At 68.2% G+C, this 16,363-nt stretch carries 16 protein-coding genes; 11 read left to right on the forward strand and 5 right to left on the reverse strand.

The window, feature by feature from the left end; genetic code table 11:
- Nucleotides 1–8: 8 nt before the first annotated feature.
- Nucleotides 9–836, reverse strand: a complete 828-nt coding sequence (locus ABZ928_RS41675; RefSeq protein WP_361531083.1) for an IclR family transcriptional regulator C-terminal domain-containing protein — start codon at nt 834–836, stop codon at nt 9–11.
- Between the two features lie 147 nt (nt 837–983).
- The gene (locus tag ABZ928_RS41680) at nt 984–1,928 is read right to left on the reverse strand and encodes a zinc-binding dehydrogenase (RefSeq protein ID WP_361531085.1); all 945 of its coding nucleotides are present in this window, start codon (nt 1,926–1,928) and stop codon (nt 984–986) included.
- Nucleotides 1,929–2,611: 683 nt separating this feature from the next.
- Here ABZ928_RS41680 and ABZ928_RS41685 point away from each other — a divergent pair.
- The gene (locus tag ABZ928_RS41685) at nt 2,612–2,806 is read left to right on the forward strand and encodes a hypothetical protein (RefSeq protein WP_361531088.1); all 195 of its coding nucleotides are present in this window, start codon (nt 2,612–2,614) and stop codon (nt 2,804–2,806) included.
- A gap of 48 nt (nt 2,807–2,854) precedes the next feature.
- Here the strand turns inward: ABZ928_RS41685 and ABZ928_RS41690 are convergent, their stop codons facing one another.
- On the reverse strand, nt 2,855–3,613 hold the full coding sequence (locus tag ABZ928_RS41690; protein WP_361531091.1) for a hypothetical protein: 759 nt from the start codon (nt 3,611–3,613) through the stop codon (nt 2,855–2,857).
- A gap of 555 nt (nt 3,614–4,168) precedes the next feature.
- Between ABZ928_RS41690 and ABZ928_RS41695 the strand changes: the two genes are divergently transcribed.
- The 10 genes from ABZ928_RS41695 to ABZ928_RS41740 all read left to right on the forward strand — a co-directional run bounded on the left by ABZ928_RS41695 (nt 4,169) and on the right by ABZ928_RS41740 (nt 15,191).
- Nucleotides 4,169–4,528, forward strand: coding sequence for a hypothetical protein (locus ABZ928_RS41695; protein WP_361531094.1), 360 nt, complete (start codon nt 4,169–4,171; stop codon nt 4,526–4,528).
- Nucleotides 4,529–5,208: 680 nt separating this feature from the next.
- On the forward strand, nt 5,209–6,435 hold the full coding sequence (locus ABZ928_RS41700) for an MFS transporter (protein ID WP_361531253.1): 1,227 nt from the start codon (nt 5,209–5,211) through the stop codon (nt 6,433–6,435).
- Nucleotides 6,436–6,580: 145 nt separating this feature from the next.
- Entirely contained in the window at nt 6,581–7,597 is a 1,017-nt protein-coding gene (locus ABZ928_RS41705) for a hypothetical protein (protein WP_361531097.1), read from the forward strand.
- 382 nt (nt 7,598–7,979) lie between these two features.
- On the forward strand, nt 7,980–9,248 hold the full coding sequence (locus tag ABZ928_RS41710; RefSeq protein ID WP_361531100.1) for an MFS transporter: 1,269 nt from the start codon (nt 7,980–7,982) through the stop codon (nt 9,246–9,248).
- 12 nt (nt 9,249–9,260) lie between these two features.
- Nucleotides 9,261–10,247 carry an L-histidine N(alpha)-methyltransferase gene (gene egtD, locus ABZ928_RS41715; RefSeq protein ID WP_361531103.1) on the forward strand — a complete coding sequence of 329 codons (987 nt, stop codon included), beginning with the start codon at nt 9,261–9,263 and terminating at the stop codon, nt 10,245–10,247.
- 54 nt (nt 10,248–10,301) lie between these two features.
- Nucleotides 10,302–10,979, forward strand: a complete 678-nt coding sequence (locus tag ABZ928_RS41720; protein WP_361531106.1) for a VUT family protein — start codon at nt 10,302–10,304, stop codon at nt 10,977–10,979.
- Nucleotides 10,976–11,842, forward strand: coding sequence for a hypothetical protein (locus ABZ928_RS41725; protein WP_361531109.1), 867 nt, complete (start codon nt 10,976–10,978; stop codon nt 11,840–11,842). The genes ABZ928_RS41720 and ABZ928_RS41725 overlap by 4 nt, the downstream gene beginning before the upstream one ends.
- Before the next feature lie 146 nt (nt 11,843–11,988).
- Nucleotides 11,989–13,116, forward strand: coding sequence for an ATP-grasp domain-containing protein (locus ABZ928_RS41730; RefSeq protein WP_361531112.1), 1,128 nt, complete (start codon nt 11,989–11,991; stop codon nt 13,114–13,116).
- Nucleotides 13,113–14,441 (forward strand): hypothetical protein, encoded by a 1,329-nt coding sequence (locus tag ABZ928_RS41735; RefSeq protein WP_361531115.1) that lies wholly within the window; start codon nt 13,113–13,115, stop codon nt 14,439–14,441. Before ABZ928_RS41730 ends, ABZ928_RS41735 begins: the two co-directional genes overlap by 4 nt.
- A 93-nt stretch (nt 14,442–14,534) precedes the next feature.
- Nucleotides 14,535–15,191, forward strand: a complete 657-nt coding sequence (locus ABZ928_RS41740) for an HAD hydrolase-like protein (protein ID WP_361531256.1) — start codon at nt 14,535–14,537, stop codon at nt 15,189–15,191.
- A gap of 153 nt (nt 15,192–15,344) precedes the next feature.
- On the opposite strand, the gene ABZ928_RS41745 is transcribed toward ABZ928_RS41740, so the two are convergent.
- Together ABZ928_RS41745 and ABZ928_RS41750 are read right to left on the reverse strand one after the other, a co-directional pair.
- The gene (locus tag ABZ928_RS41745; RefSeq protein WP_361531118.1) at nt 15,345–15,971 is read right to left on the reverse strand and encodes an HNH endonuclease; all 627 of its coding nucleotides are present in this window, start codon (nt 15,969–15,971) and stop codon (nt 15,345–15,347) included.
- Nucleotides 15,968–16,279 carry a hypothetical protein gene (locus ABZ928_RS41750; protein ID WP_361531121.1) on the reverse strand — a complete coding sequence of 104 codons (312 nt, stop codon included), beginning with the start codon at nt 16,277–16,279 and terminating at the stop codon, nt 15,968–15,970. The genes ABZ928_RS41745 and ABZ928_RS41750 overlap by 4 nt, the downstream gene beginning before the upstream one ends.
- Nucleotides 16,280–16,363 lie beyond the last annotated feature (84 nt).

Consider the following 16,363-nt stretch of genomic DNA (forward strand, 5'->3'; position numbering starts at 1 on the left):
GGTGTCGGCTACGAGCCGAGCATCAGGGCCATGGGCTCCGACAGGTGGCTCAGCTTGGCGCTGAGCTGGGAAGCGGCTGCTGTGGTGGCCTCGATCACCGACTCCGGTGCCTCGGGCATGATGGTGGCGGGCTTGAGCAAGAGGACTGCGCCCATGATCGCCTCGCCCCACACGATGGGTGCCGCGCAGGAGTTCCACAGGGGCATGCACTCTTCGTAGCCGAGGGCGTATCCGCGGTCGCGGACCACTTCGAGTGAGGCGAGGAGTTCCTTGTCGTCGCGGTAGACACCCGGGCCGGCCTCGGCCGGAATGGGATCCTCCAGGACGATCTCCTGGAGGGTTGCGGGGAGGTAGGCCAGGATGGTCCGGCCGCTGGCTCCGGTGCGGAGCGAGCGGGTGATGGACAGGATGTCGAGGGCGGTCATACCGAGTTCCACCAGGTCCGAGTCGCCCACAGCCATGTCGATGCACTGACGCTGGGCGCCGCCGAACGGCGCCATCATGTACTGGAAGACCAAGCCTCCGTTGGTGGCTTCGCGCAGTTCTTCAAGGATCGCGTGGGTGGTGTCGTCCTTCGCGGGGGCGTGGGCGAGCGCGTGCATGCCGAGGTGCACCGCGCCGACACCGAGCCGGTACTTGCCGTGACCGATGCGCTCGAAGAAGCCGCCGTAGACGCCGGATTGCAGGATGCGGGAGACGGTCGAGTCGTCCAATCCGGCTGCTCTGGCTATCGCGCCCGTCCCGTGCACCTCGCCTCCCAGTTGGCCGAAGGCCTTCTGGACGCGGATGAATCGGTCGACGAGCCGAGAACTGTTCGAGATTTCGTTGCCGGTCATGCAGCCGCTACCTCCCGTCGGGTGGGTCGCGCTCCCGTCGGGGAGGCGGCCCACCAAATCCCCCATGTGGACGAATAGTTGAATGACGTCTCGCGGGTCACTCTTGTTCCGCAGGAGGGATAATTTGAGGGTAACTTGAGGTTTTAATTACCGGGCGGTATCCAGGCAGAGCTTCCCGGTGTGGGTGCGGGCTGCCAGGGCGGCATGGGCGGCGGGCGCCTCGCTCAGCGGATAGACCTGCCCGAGGACGGGCCGTAGCGAGCCGTCGCGCACCGCGTCGAACAGCGCGTTCATGCTGGTGGGCAGGGCGTTTCGGTCGCTGTACAGCGAGGGCAGCCAGAACCCGGACACGGTGATTGACCGCTCCATCAGCACCCTGGTCGACACCTCGGTCAGCTCACCCGAGGCGTATCCGTACACGGCGAGTCGGCCGCGGTCGGCGAGAGCGGCGACGGTGGAGTGGAAGGTGAGCCCTCCGGTCATCTCCAGGGCCACTTGGACCGGCCCGCCGGCCGCTTCCTTGATCTCCTCGGCGAGGTTCTCGCTGGTGGAATCGACGACGGCGAACGCGCCGAGGTCTTCGGCGAGTTGGCGCTTCTCCTTGGTGCTTGCCAAGGCGATCACCTTCGCGCCGACGGCCGTGGCCAGTTGGACGGCTATGGAGCCCACGCCGCCTGCGGCGGCCGGAATCACCACGCTCTGGCCTTCCTGCACACCGGCGACGGTGTGCAGCAGGTGGTAGGCCGAGTTGCCCTGGAGGCACAGCGCGACGGCCTGTTCATCGCTCACCCCGTCGGGCACCTCCCACGAGGTGCGGCGGTGGACGTGGGCCTGCTCGGCGTAGCCGCCGCCCCGGGTGAGTCCGACGAAGCGCTTGCCCTCCGCCGTGCGGCCGACGACCTCGTTGCCGGGGATGTAGGGCAGCGTTACCGGGGCGAGATAGTCGTCGCCCCGTACGTGCATGTCCGCATAGTTCACCCCGGAGCGATTCACCTGCAAGAGGTGGTGGGCGCCTCGCGGCTCAAGGTCGGGGACCTCGACCACCTGCAGTACCTCCGGGCCGCCGAACTGCTCCATCCTGATGGCGCGCACATTTCTCCCTGCGTTTGTGGATCTGCTTATCTCCTTGCCGCCAGGCTATGTCACGAAGGTGACGCTTCTGCGGAGTGCCTGCAAACACCTTCCGCTTCTCATGTAGTGAGAAACGAAACCGCATTCTCACCGCATGAGATGTCTTCAGCGGGCCGTTTTCTCATCAGGTGAGAAACGCAATGACGTATACGACTCTCCGTGTTTCCTCGTTGACGTAGGCATATTTTCGAGGGTAGGAATCAAGTCGCAGGGAAGGCGATCGTCCGCATCGACCGGGACGCCGCGCGCCGGGTGCCTGGACACTGCCGTGCCTGGGATCATGCGCCGGGACGGGCAGTTGGGCCCCGGTGCCCGGCGCGTACCGCCTTCACTGACAGGGAGAAGAGCCGCGTGCACTGATCGGGGAACGAGCCGCAGTCGCGCAATGCACGGAAAGTGGAAGACGGACCGCGGGGGCGATAGTGATGACGATGCCGTGCGGGAGCCGGCGGGGAAACTTGGACGGAGTCCTGGACGAGGATCCGGAAATCACGGAACTCTCGGACTCCCACGAATTCGCGGACCCGTCCGTAAACGGTGAGGGCTGTCGCGAGGGGAAAGACGGGGACGGTCCCGTTCACCGCGGCGAGGAGAGCGAGCCCGATGCTCCTTGCGGGGTGTGGCTCGCCACCGGGGACGGGACCATGCTCTTCCATGCTGTCTCCGCGGGGACGGAAGAGGGGCGCCTGCGGCAGGTGCCGGAGGCGGCCACTTCCATGGAGGAAGCGGACGAGATGACGCTCGATGCGGCCTGCCGGCTGATGCCCCTGCTTCCGCGTGAACTGATCGCGGAATACCTCCAGTTGGGCCCGCACTGCGGTGGCGGCGGCGCCACCTAGCTCGTCGAGGGAGTGCTGGACCGTCCCCTTCAGCGGACGGCCCGACTCTTACGCCTTGCCGCTCTCCAGGCGTTCGAACTGCCCGATGATCGCCAGGACCGCCTGCCTGCTGGAAGGCAGCAGTTGACTGCACTGCCGTGCGACCTCGACGACCTCCTCGTCCTGGAGCAACTGGAGGACGTCGGCCCGCCCGAGGGCGCTGGTGGCGGAAGCGATCTGTTCCTCCGTGACCCCAACTGCGGCTTCAAGGAGGCCGATCGCGCGCGGGAGGACGTCGAGCAGCGACGGCTCGCCCGCCAGTCTGCTGAGGGCTTCCCGCTGGCCGGGCGTCAGGCTGGTGATCTGCAGGGCGACGGCGCGGACGTCCGGGTCGCGCAGGACGTCGATTGTCTGCAGTCGCCCGAGGAGGTCCGTGACAATCTCGGGCCCGACGTCCCCTTTCATGTTCTGGAGCCTGATATGGCGAACGTCCAGGCGGCGCAGCTGCTCCAGGAGGGCCGTCTGCGCCTGTACGTCATCCTCGAACGCCACCTCGTCATCGGCGAAATAGGAGACGCGCCGATCGAAGAACGTGGCGAAGGCCCTGAGGTGACGCAGCTTCACGCTGTCGTCTGACTTGCCGGTTCCCAGCTCCCAGAGGTAGGCCCCCGAGATCGGAATGCCGGTCTCTTCAGTGATGTCCCTGGCCAGCGCCTCCCAGGACGGGGATTTCCCGCCTTCGGGCGCGCGTGCTTCACGGAGCATCGACAGTTTCTCCGCGAGCGTCCGCGGCGGGTCAATGGCGCTGCCGCCGCCGGTTCCCGGCATCGTCGGCCCCTCCTCCTCTCCTGTGTGACTTGATCATTGTGCGGAGATGCGCGACCCCTGCCGCCATCTACGCACGTGAATATCACTTCGCGGGCGGGTCGCGTCAAGCGATCTCACCATGCTGCTCGGATGCCTCACACAGGCCTAGTCCACTGGAGCCGACCCGCTTCCTGTGAGCCTCTCACACGGTGAGAAGTCGCAAGCTGGCCTTGGCGTTTTCTCTACAGGTGTTTATGTGAATCTAGCACATACCGGACCATTGGGCGGGCTTGGCCCGTTGGTGACCGACTGTCGTACCGGCTCGGCGTCGCGGCACCTGGCGTCCAGATTCTCGACGGCCAGACCTTCAGCATCCCCGCCTTCATCTACATGTGTTTATGGAAAGGGGTCGACCCGTCGCTGAACGAGGGTTATGGTCAACGCCTGTCATCTACAGGTGTTTATGGATGTGGGTGCTGGGGCGCCCGCGTGCCCACTGAGCAGTGCCAGTGGGGTGCGGCGTTTACCGGATCTCACATCCACGGATGCCGTCCGAGAAGCAGTGAGGGGTCCGCCATGATCGTCCTGAAGCGCCGCAGGATCGCAGCAGGAACACTCGGTTTCATGCTGGCCGGCGGGGTGCTGGCTGCCGCTCCGGCAGCGCAGGCCTACGACACCGCGACCATGAAGGTGTCGTGCAGCGCTGTGAAGTTCCACAAGAGCCCCAGCCAGAGCAGCGCGGTCGTCGGCATCGGTTACAAGGGCGACAAGGTCCGGGTCAACCAGTTCGCCTACAAGGTCAAGGAGAAGCGCTGGTATTCGCGCGGAACCGTGACGCGCCGGTCGGACGGCAAGCGCGTGACCGGTTACGCCATCTACTACTGCGTGAACCCGTACGAAGTTTCGCCGCCGCCGGCGTACCCCAAGCGCCCGTAGCCGCACCTGCGGCACACGAGCAGTGCCGAGCGTCTGGCCCGCACAGACCAGCCGAGGACCCACCCCCCGTCCGGTCCTCGGCTCCCCGAGGGGCGCCACCGCAGGCCGCGGTGGCGCCCCTCCGCCGTCCGCCCGAACCGTCATTCCTCGGCCCGGCGGTGCACGGCGCCCACCACGGGCCCCTCACCGTTACCCGGCACCCGGTCGCCCGCGGCCCGCTGCCGAGTCGCTTCGCTACCTCTTCGTACGGAGACCTTCGTGGACATCCTTCGACACCGGCGCACCGCTCGTCTGAAGGCCATCGCGCGACTTCGGCGGCGCCAACCCCAGCTCTTCCCTGCCCCACTGCTCACGTGCCTGCAACTGCCCGACAGCCCAGAACACGCAACGACGACGACCAGGACAGAGCACGATGGGGCGCTCGCCTCCGCGGCGTCCTCCCTCGGCACAGGGGACCGGGCACATGCCGGCCAGAGGCCCGAGCACGATACAGCCGAAGCGAAGCACCGCGTTGAGCCGTTGCTCTTCATCTCACCCCCAACAGCCGTCGCAGCGAACGGAGTTCGGCTGGACGCGCGCTGTGCTCGCGACGACGAGCGATGACCGCCCCGGTGCCGAGCAACGCCCGAGCCCTCCAGCCACCTGGAGTTCCTGTGCCCGTCACAGCCTCGCCGTCTGAGATGCCGGCACCGTCACCCCCGGCTTCGCCCTCAGTGTCGAAGAGGTGGCCCCCGCTCGTCTGGGCCCTGCTCATCGGGACGTTCGCCGTGCGGGCAGCAGGGTTTGTCTACCCGTACCTGCCCTATCGCCTGGACGAACTCCACTTCGACACCGCAGCCTCCAGTGGTGTCCTGATGCTGTGGGGTGCTGGCTGGTTCACCGGCCAGCTGGTGTGCGGTGGGCTGGCCGACCGGATCGGCCGCAGGACCACGCTGGTGAGCGCGATGACGGTGGCGGCAGTGAGCTTCCCGCTCCTCGCCGCAGCGCGTACCCCGATCGCCGTCGGCGTCGCTGCTGCTGTCGCCGGTCTTGTCTACGACGCGCCACGGCCGATCGTGTCCGCCCTGATCGCTGACACGATCCCGGACGAGCCAGGTCGTACCCGCGTCACCGGCTGGCGTCACTTCGCCGTCAATCTCGGCGCGGCCACCACCGGCCTCGTCGGCGGAGCCCTCGCCGCACCGCTCGGCATCCCCGTGCTGTTCTGGTGCAACGCACTGGTGTGCGCTGCGTTCGCCGTCGTCGCACTGCGGGTCATCCCGCCCTCCGCCGCAGCCCGGGCGCCGGGGCCCCGGGGAAGCCGGGAGGCCTTCACCGACCCCTTGCTGTGGCTGCTGTGGCTGGCGAGCCTCCTGACCCTGATCCCGGTCGCCGCACTGTTCTCCGCGCTGCCGATGATGATGGCCCAGGACGGTCTGCCGCCCGCGGCCTACGGGTGGACACAGGTCGCCAGCGCCGCCGCTGTGATAGGGCTGTCGCCCCTCCTCAACCCCTGGCTCGCACGCCGAGCGCAGCGTCCCACCCCGATGGTGGGACTGCTCGGCCTGAGCGGCATCGTCCTCGGCGCAGGGATGGGCTCAGCAGGACTCGCCTCCTCGACGACCGGCTACAGCGCCGCCGCAGCCCTCGCCGTACCGGGCGAGATCGTTGCCTTCGTCGCTGCCACGAACATCCTGAACCGGATCGCGCCGTCATCGAGCCGCGGCATCTACGCGGGCGTCTGGGGCACGACCCTCGCGGCCGCGGTTCTGTGCGCCCCGGCCCTGGGCGGATGGGCGCTCGCGCACGGAGGTCACCACGTCGTTGGCCTGACGACTGTGCTGTCCGGACTCCTCGGGGCTTCGCTCTGCCTGCCGTTGGCCGCGCTCATGCACCGCCCCTCGCGCACAGCCGGGACGTCCGCATGACCAGCCCCGCCGCCGCAAGCCACTGGACCCAGTTGCCCCATCCCGTCAACTCCCGTGACCCTCCCGCGAATTCACCGGCCGCGCACCAACCGGCCAGAACCACGGACCGTCCCAATCCACCACCGACCCAGGAGTACACCGCACGATGCCCCACACGCCCCAATCCTGGAGCCTGCACCATCTGACTCTGCTCGCCGCCGGCGCGACCATGGCCGTCGTCCTCACCGCCTGCGGCTCGAACCCCGACAAGCCAAGTCACCCCACAGCGATAGCGAGCCCGACACCCACCGGTGCGGTGACGAGCGCCGAGGCAGCCAAGATCGTCGACCGCTATCAGGCGGTCAACTCAAAGGCCAACAAGATCCAAAACCCTGCCCTCCTCGGAACCGTGGAGGACGGGCAGCTCTTCGAGCAGTCGAAGGCCGACTACCGCCTCTTCCCGACATGGCCGAAGAAGGACCAGGCCTACTACGAGAAGCCCTTCACCTACCGCGACCGCTCCTACTACATCCCCGAAGGCCAGAGCTGGTTCGCGGTCAAGGCCACAGCCAGCGGCTCGAAGGACCAGGCGCTCCTCGTCTTCGACAAGACCGACGACGGCCACTTCAAGATGGTCGCCGCCGTCTACGCCGACCAGAAGAACGCGATCCCCGCCGTCGACACCAGCAATCACGCCCTGGCCACGGCCGTCGCGCCCTCCACCCGCGTGGGCACCCTCGCCCCCTCCCAGGCATCGGGCGCCTTCGAGGACCTGTACGAGACCGGCGGAAAGCACACCGGCGCCAAACTCGCCAGCACCGCAGCCACCCGCACCGCCGTCTCCACCTACCGCGACCGCACCACCTACAAGAACGCCAAGTACGCCACACTGCACTGGGAAGCCACCCAGGCCACCCATGCGAAGATCTATGCCCTCCGCCTCCGGGACGGCGGTGCGATCGCACTGTTCCCCACCGCGCACAACCGGATGGAACAGCTCAAGGACGCCTACATCTACAGCGGCAACATCAAGCTCTCCCCGGGGGCGGCACCGGCCGTCTACAACAAGACCCCGCGCGTGGCGATCCTCAACGAGTACCAGGGACAGGCCCTCGCCCAGTTCACACCCGCCGGTGAACCGAAGGTGCTCGGCGTCGAGTACCAGCTGGTGGACTCGCGATGACCGCACCGCACCGCACGAGCCCGGCCGGCGAAACGCCCCGGACGAGCCTTCTGGTCACCGTCCCATTCCACGACACAGCGTGGGCCCGCGATCGCGACGAGCGCTTCGCGCGCTTCCTGGCCCAGCGACTCGCCGTTGTGGAGGCGACCGGCTGCCTGGCCGAGAGGAAGCTCGCAGCGGGAGTGCTCGATCTCTCCACGCAGTGGCACCACCAACGTGAACGCTCCACGGCCAGTGACCGGGGAGCCACCGCAGGGGATGACGCCCTGGGCTGGGCGCTGCGGTGCCTGGCCCACAGTGCCTGGCACAACGCCCCGGGATGGGAGCCGGACTTCCATCCCGGAGCCACGCCGCTCCGCTCGTCCACCGTCGGCACGGGCGGATGCGCCCCGGCACGTCGGCCATGACCCTGCTCGACGACATTCGGGCACCCGTCAGCACGCCGCTCTCCGGTGTCCGGTACCGCGACGTGCTGCGGGTGCCCTACGCGGCGCGGCTGCTGGGCGGGGCGCTCATCGGACGGCTGCCCACCGGGATGGCCCCACTGGCGATCCTCCTCGGCACCGACCACGGTGGCGAGGACAGATCGTCGGCCGGCCTGCTCGCCGCGGTGTACCTGGTGGCCAACGCCCTCGGGGGCCCGCTCAGCGCTCGCCTCGCCGACCGCCACGGGCCACGGTGCACGCTCCCGGTCGGTGCCGCGCTAAGCAGCGTGGCCTTCCTCGCCCTGGCCGCCGGGCCGGGCGAGGTGGGGTGGGCGGTCGCCGCCGTGTCGGTCGCGGGGGCAGCCCGGCCTCCGCTGGACGCGGCGCTCAGAACTCTGTGGGGTGCGAAGGGGATGCCGTCGCCCGCCCATCGGCGGGTGGCGCTGGCCCTGGACTCCGGAACCCAGGAGCTCATCTACATCGTCGGGCCGCTGCTGGTGGCCACGATCACCGCGGCCACCTCCGCGTCATGGGCGCTCGTGGCGACCGCGGCCGTCGGCACTCTCGGCACCGCGCTGTTCGTGAGCGCCCCGGTCTCCCGTACGTACGGCGTCAACTCGCGGCCCGTACGGCCCGATTGGCTCGGACCGATCCGCTCGGCTCGGCTTCGGCTGGTGTACGCGGCGATGGCGTGTGCCGGAGTCACCATCGGGGCTCTCACCCCCCTGGCCGTGGACGCGGCCGACCGGCTCGCTGCCCCCGGACTGTCCGGTGGCCTGCCCGCAGCCCTGTCGTCCGGCGCAGTTCTGGGCGGCCTCGCCTACGGCACCCGATGCTGGCCGGGCAGCACCGCCGACCACCTGATCATCCTGTCCGCCGTGTTCGCCGCCGGCTGGATCCCTCTGACGTTCGCAGGAAACCCCGCGACTGTACTGCCCTCGGCGGCGATCCCCGGGCTGGCCATGGCCCCCCTCCTCGGCGCGGCCTTCGTCATGACCAGCGCCCTCGCACCCCCGGGCCACACCACGGAGGCCCATGCCCTGCTGGTCGCCTTCCTCGATATCGGGTGCGCGATCGGCACCGCCACGGCAGGCCTCACCCACAGCCAGCTCCTCCTCCCGGCCGGAGCTGCTGCCGCAGCACTCACCCTCGCCACGGCCCGACGGCGCCTTACCCCGGCGTGCCCGCACACGCTGCCTGCCACGACTGAACTCGAAGCGGAATAAGGAGACCCACCGGTGAGCCCGTTCCTGATCACCCGCACCCTGCCCGAGGAGACCACCGATGCCGCCCTGCGCGCCGACGTCCGGCGCGGCCTCACGCGCACCCCGAAAACGCTCCCACCCAAGTGGTTCTACGACGCCCACGGCAGCGACCTGTTCGAAAGGATCACCGCACTGCCCGAGTACTACCCCGCCCGCGCCGAGCGCGAATTGCTGATCGCCAGCTCCGCCGACATCGCCGCCGTGACTGGCGCGCGCACCCTGATCGAGCTGGGCTCCGGCTCCTCCGAGAAGACCCGGCACCTGCTGAACGCCCTGGCGGACCTGGACACGTACGTGCCGGTGGACGTCAGCGAGAGCGCCCTCACCCAGGCAGGACACGCCCTGGTCGAGCAACGGCCGGGCCTGAACGTCCATGCCCTGATCGCCGACTTCACCACCGGCCTGGCCCTGCCGGGCACACCCGGACCCCGACTCCTCGCCTTCCTGGGAAGCACGATCGGCAACCTCCTGCCCCGCGAGCGCGCCACGCTGCTGTCCTCCATATGCTCTCTGCTCTCGCCCGGCGACGCCCTCCTGCTCGGCACCGACCTGGTCAAGGACGAGCCATCCCTCATCGCCGCCTACGACGACGCGGCTGGCGTGACCGCGGCCTTCAACAAGAACGTGCTCAGCGTGGTCAACCGGGAGCTGGGCGCCGACTTCGATCTCGACGCCTTCGAGCACGTGGTCCGCTGGGACACCGAGAACGAGTGGATCGAGATGAGGCTGAGGTCGCGCACAAAACAGACGGTCAAGATCCCCGCGCTCGGCCTGGCGGTCGACTTCACGGCGGGCGAGGAACTGCGCACCGAGGTGTCGGCCAAGTTCCGCCAGCAGGTCGTACGCCGCGAACTCGCCCTGTGGGGACTGGAACTGACGCACTGGTGGACCGCCGGACAGCTCTACGGTCTCGCGCTCGCACAGCCGGCTGCCGCACCGCGGCCGACCCAGGGGCGCTGACGGCCCGCCATGAACCGCTCGACACCCATTCACCGGGCTCCGCGGAGCGGCAGCGTGACCGGCTCCAGGCGCCGACGGCTCGCCGCCGCCGTGCTTGCGACGTCGGGATATGTGGCGACCGTCCCGGCCGCGAACTGGCTGACCACCCACTACCCGGCTGCACCCGTAGCACCCGGCGTCATGGCTCCGGCCGGGGTGTATGCCGTGGGCCTGACGCTGGTCCTGCGCGACTTCAGCAGGGAACTGGCCGGGCGCACCACCGTGGCGATGGCTATGGCGGGCGGAGTGATCCTGTCGTCCTGGACCGCCGGCGAGACCGTCGCGACCGCGTCTGCGGCGGCCTATGCCCTCTCAGAATGCCTCGACTTCGTCGTGTACGAACGGCTTCGCGCACACGGCTTCACGATCGCCTTGGCCCTCTCGAACGCGGCCGGCCTGATCGCGGACAGCCTCCTCTTCCTGTCGCTCGCCTTCGGGTCGCTGCACTACCTGCCCGGACAGGTGATCGGGAAAACCTGGATGACAGGCGTTGCCGTTGTCCTGCTCCTCCTCCGGCGTCACCTGCGCCACGGCGGCCACCTCCTGGCATACGGCTCCTCTGAGACCGTCCCCGAGGCAGAGGCCCGCCCAGTCCACCGCGGCGGCGGGCGGTGCGACGGTTTCGGACCCGGCGCGGACACGCAGGCGCGGCCCCAGCCCAGGAACACGGCCTCCCCGAAGGCCATGCCATGACCGGACCGGAGTTCCGCACGTTCTTCCTGGGCGCCAAGCCCCACTTCCTCGCCCACACCGAAGTGCCGCTTTTCGTGGCCAATCCTCACCTGGCCACTCGGCGCACCTTTCCACGAGCGTTGGGCCCGTTCGCCGTCGACTCCGGCGGATTCACCCAACTCAGCCGCCACGGAACCTGGGACACCGGCCCCAGCCCTCGCACCTACGCCCGACAGATACGCCGCTATCGCGACGAAATCGGAAACCTGATCTGGGCCGCACCACAAGACTGGATGTGCGAGGACGCCATCATTCACGGCGGATCCGTGGGCCACCAGTTCTATCCCGGCACCGGATTGAGCGTGAAGGAGCACCTCCGGCGCACCGTCGGGAACTACCTGGACCTGCGCAGCGCAGACCCGGACCTTCCCATCATCCCCGTCGTACAGGGCCGACGGCCGGCCGACTACGAACACTGCATCGACCTCTACCACCGCGCGGGCATCAATCTGCTGACGGAACCCGTTGTCGGCATCGGCTCCGTCTGCCGCATCCAGGCAACGGACGAAGCCGCCGACATCGTGGAAACCGTCGCCGACATCCTCGGCCCGGGCCGGTGCCATGGATTCGGCTTCAAAATCACAGGCCTGCGGAAAGTCGCCTACCTCCTCGGCAGCGCGGACTCACACGCATGGTCCGCTCAAGGCCGCCGCATCTCCGCCCGCGACTGCGATTTTCGCCTGCCGCGCTCCCGCAGCCCGCACAAGAACGAAGCGAATTGCCTGCGCTACGCCCTCTCCTGGCGTCAGCGCGCTCTGACCGCAATCGAAGCCGGAGTCCACACCCCTCCCCTTCTCTCCCAGGACACTGGAGACGCAGCATGAGCAGCCACCATTCCCCCGAACCCAGCCCGATTTTGCTGTTGGGTGCCGGATCTCCTGAATATCGCGAATACGTTCTGCGTCAGATAGCCCGCGTCCGCCCTGTCGTGCTCGCCGACAAAACCCCACCGAGGTGGGCCCGCCCCTACGTGGCAGCCGAGATGGCAGTCGATCTACGTGACCCTGAGACCGCAGCAGAGTTCGGACGGGACACCGCCAGCCGCCTCGGCGTGGCGGGCGTGACCACGTACATGGAGCACTACGTCGAACTCGCGGCCAGGCTGACCCACCACCTCGGCCTTCCCGGCAACTCCCCAGCTGCGGCTGCCGCTTGCCGTGACAAGGCGATCACCAGGCGCCTTCTGGCCGAGCACCGCGTTCCCTCGGCGCGCTCCCACCTCGCCCAGGATGCCGACCGGGCGGTGGAGATCGCCCGCGGGCTGGGCTATCCGGTCGTCGTCAAGCCCCGCGGCCGGGCCGGAAGCGCGGGCGTGTTGCGGGCCGACGACGACGCGGACGTCCGCGAGGCCTTCAACCGGGCGCTGGTGGACAGCGTCCTGGGGCTGGAGGACTGGTCCGTTCCCGGCGCCCTGGTCGAGGAGTACCTCCAAGGACCGGAGATCAGCGCAGAGACCGTGATCCTCGGCCCGCAGCACGTCCAGATCGTGGCCGTCACCCGCAAGGTGCTCGGGCCCGAACCGCAGTTCCAGGAGATCGAGCACACCGTCGACGCCAAGGACCCGCTGCTCACCGACCCGTACCTCGCCGAGGTCGTAGCCGCAGCCGTGCAAGCCCTCGGGATCACCTGGGGCGTGGTCCATGTCGAGTTGCGGCTGACCAGCACCGGCCCACGGGTGATCGAGATCAACGGCCGCCCCGCGGGAGACCTCATCCCCCTCCTCGTCGACCGCGCAACCGGGGTGAACCTGCCCCAGGCACTGGCTGCTCTCGCCGCCGGCGAGAAGCCCGACCTGACCCCGACGCGCTCGGAAGCCGCCGCGATCCGCTTCCTCTACCCCGAGTACACCGGCCGCATCCAACGCCTGGACGCCCACAGGCCCGTGCACGACCAGCTATGGCTGGAACGCCTCGTCTGGACACGCGACCTCGGCACCCAGGTGATCGCACCACCGCGCACCAGCATCGACGACCGCCTTGCCCACTGGGTCGTCACCGGCCCCACCGCCGCCGACTGCACGAAACGCCTCGACCTGGTCGCCGATCACCTCACGATTCGAATCGCCCGGCCCGCCCACACCACGAGTTGCACGCGGTGAACCCCGTCTTCCCCTACGTGCCGAGCGACCCTGGAGACGGTCCGATGGCCATTGCTCAAGGCACCGCCCTGGCCACTGCCCCCTATCCGGCGAGAACGGTGCCAGTGGCGGTCATCGCCCCGCTCTCCGGATCCGGCTACGCCGACGCGCTGGCCCGCCGAGGACGAGACGCCGTTGCCGTCACTCTCGGTCCCGGCGCAAGGCCTCCGGCCCACGGGACCACACGGGCGGACGAGGCGTACACCGGCGTCATCGAGTACACCGGCGATCTGCGCCGCACCGCCAAGAAACTGCGGGCGGTCGGGGTCGAAGCCGTGGTGGCCGCAAGCCCGGCAGGAGTGGAGCTCGCCGAACGCATCGCCTGGCAACTGCGCCTGCCCGGCAGCGGCATTCCCGACTCGGCGCTCCTGCGTACGGATCGAGGCATTCAGGCGGAAGCGCTGTCACGGGCGGGAGTCGCCGTGCCCCGCACCCTGCGTACGGCCAGTCTCGTCGAGGCGCTGACGTGGGCCGACCGGTGTCCGGCGTCGACGTACCGGCTGGCCTCCGTCACGATCGGCGGGACTCCTGGACCCGTCGAGTGTCCCACGAAGCAGTCGATCGCAGCTGTCTGGCCGCAGCTCCAAGAAGCTGCCCTCAGCCAAAGCGGGAAAGCCGCTCTCGTCCTGCAAGAACGGGTGGAGGGGCGACAGTACGTGGTCGACAGCGTGACACGGCTCGGACCCGGCGGCCCCCAGCATGCTGTTACCGGCATCTGGGCACACGCGCACGCTCCGACGGGGCTTCTCGACCGCATCGACCTACTGCGCCGCCACGGCCTCCTCGCCCGCCGGCTCTCCCGCTACGTGCGCAGTGCTCTGGACACCCTGGGCGTGACATCGGGGGCAACGTCATGCCACGTTGCGTTTGAGCCCGAGCGCGGCTCGGTCCTGCTGTCCGCCCGCGTGGTCACCAACCGATCCCGCGGCGACGAGGCGGTATGGACGATCACTGGTCACGACCCCATCGACGCAGCGCTGGACGGGGCGCTCTGCGCTTCCCTCCGCAGCAGTGACAGGCATCGCAGCTGCGTGTCCCGGGTCTACGTGAACACACCGCGTGGGGCGGGACCTGAGTCAGCCGTGTTGCAGGTCCTCGCGGCGCTGCCCACCGTGGTGGGCCTTGACACGGACCCGAACTCGTTCGCCTCCGGGACCGTGCCCCACCCGCCCGGCGGGAGAGCGTGGGAGATCGTCCTGGCCCACGAGCTGCCCGGGGTGATCGAGAGGGATTACCAGCGCATTCGGGTCTTGATAGCGGATCTTCACAAAATCCGGCACCCGTGACATTCCGTTCTCCCGAAACGGAGTCGTACTCTTCACACCTGATCAAGAGAGGAAGCCACGTCCGTGCCACGGATCTTGAACCGGCCACACTTGGTGTGGGGATGGAGAGGCACGCTCGCTGACGACGTCGAGCGCCAGGTCGGAGCGGTAAATGCAGCGTTGGCTTCTTTGGGTGCGCAACCGGTTGACTTCGACACTGTCCGACATCACTTCGCCACCTCGGCCCCCGCTATGTGTGCCAGCATCCTCGGTCGTGCCCTCACCGATCGCGAGCGGACCCGAACGATCATGGCATTTGAGACCTACCATTCCCGGCGGCCTCCAGCCGGCCTCCTGCCCGGAACCGAGGAACTCCTCACGCGGCTGATCCGAAGCGGCTGCAGCCACTCCGTACTGTCACTGAGCGCCCACATTGGGCTGGCCCGGCACATCTCGGCTCTCGGTGTCGGCTCCTTGTTCATGCGGGTCGACGGACGCACGGGACCTCCCGCCAGGAGCAAGAAGCAGCCCCTGGCCGGGCACCTATCGGCGCTGCGCCAGACCATTGGAGCCCGGCCGATCGTGCTCATCGGCGATGCTGTTGATGACGTCCGCGCCGCGCTCGCGAATCAGATTCACCCCGTGTCGTACACCGGGGGCCTGACCCACCCCGACATCCTCCGAAGCAGTGGCGTCCCGGTCGCCGAGACCCTGGCCGAGGCGGCGGCGCTGGCCGTGGAGTATGCCCACACAGCGTGGCCATCCCGATGATGTGAGATCTGGGTGCCCTCGGAGGTGAGTCCATGGAGGGCACCCAGATATCCGCGTCGCGCCAGGTGCGGAGAAGGACGGTAGAGAGCCGCCCCACCCGTATGCCGCCGACGGCCGTACTGGCGGCCACTACGAGGAGTTCCCCGCTGCCTGTCACCAGAGGGTGAGTGGAAGACCGTCTGTCTCAGCGGCCAGAATCAGTTGCTCAATCCTCTCCGGCGGCTCTCCCGCCTTCAGTCCCATGCGGATCGCCTGTGCGATGGCCCGTGTGCGTCCAGCGGCTCCACGCGTATCCGCGAGAGGGCCGTGAGGATTTCCCCTTCGCAGTGACCATTCCGCACGGTTCTCCGCTGCTGTTCCGAGCCGGAGATGGCCCGGATTGGTACAGCCGTGGAAATCACAGGTGTGACACACGACAGGATCCTGGGAAGCAGACCACCCAGGCCGATCTATGACACCATTAGCCAACTGGTATGCGAATAGATGAGCCGGCACAGTCCCGCGCCGAGAAGGTCCAGGAAGGCTCGCAGCACGGAAAGAACCGTGCCCAGTCGAACTCACGGCATTAAGGCATGGCCAACAAAGGTCGGCTGCCCTTACATATCGCTTGGCTTCGAACCGGGCCACAATAGACGTATCGCTGAGCCACGAGCGCCATAGCTCTGCGGGCAGCCGGATCGGTGTCGGCTCGCCAAGAAGAGAAAGCTGCTCGTCGCCTGGTTCCGGGGAACGGGGAGGAACGATGCCGCCCAGTAGGAGTTGACCGTCGGATCGGCTCACGACGCATCAGTATTGGGCGGTTTGAGGTCGGGGGGATATCCGTTTGCACGCAGGAATGCGTCGAGAGCCATCGCCACGATGTCTCCGTGCTGGATTCCGTGATCCGCATGAAAACGGCGGATACGTCGCTGGATCTGGAGTTCGTCGGGAACCGCGTAATTGATTTGCCCGCGATTTGTGTGGCGACCGTTGATGATATTCAAGGTGTCGGGATGAGGGGCGAACGGGTCGCTGGTTGGATCGGATTGGGCTTCGAGGGCGTCAGCGACAGCGCGCAGTTGACTGGCGTGTTGCGAGAGATCGGGCACTGGGGGCTCCGGTCAGGTCCACTAGGCGACTAGCTAGCCGCCTAGTGGACTAGTGGAATAGTCGGGCGGGCGGGTGGCCGCGAG

The sequence above is a fragment of the Streptomyces sp. NPDC046909 genome, from assembly GCF_040644695.1.
GTDB lineage: Bacteria > Actinomycetota > Actinomycetes > Streptomycetales > Streptomycetaceae > Streptomyces.

Bases quoted from the DNA above. Each gene is read 5' to 3' on its own strand.
- ABZ928_RS41675 (WP_361531083.1), bottom strand. From the start codon at position 836: ATGACCGGCAACGAAATCTCGAACAGTTCTCGGCTCGTCGACCGATTC.
- ABZ928_RS41685 (WP_361531088.1), top strand. From the start codon at position 2,612: ATGCTCTTCCATGCTGTCTCCGCGGGGACGGAAGAGGGGCGCCTGCGG.
- ABZ928_RS41690 (WP_361531091.1), bottom strand. From the start codon at position 3,613: ATGCCGGGAACCGGCGGCGGCAGCGCCATTGACCCGCCGCGGACGCTC.
- ABZ928_RS41695 (WP_361531094.1), top strand. From the start codon at position 4,169: ATGATCGTCCTGAAGCGCCGCAGGATCGCAGCAGGAACACTCGGTTTC.
- ABZ928_RS41700 (WP_361531253.1), top strand. From the start codon at position 5,209: ATGCCGGCACCGTCACCCCCGGCTTCGCCCTCAGTGTCGAAGAGGTGG.
- ABZ928_RS41705 (WP_361531097.1), top strand. From the start codon at position 6,581: ATGCCCCACACGCCCCAATCCTGGAGCCTGCACCATCTGACTCTGCTC.
- ABZ928_RS41710 (WP_361531100.1), top strand. From the start codon at position 7,980: ATGCGCCCCGGCACGTCGGCCATGACCCTGCTCGACGACATTCGGGCA.
- ABZ928_RS41725 (WP_361531109.1), top strand. From the start codon at position 10,976: ATGACCGGACCGGAGTTCCGCACGTTCTTCCTGGGCGCCAAGCCCCAC.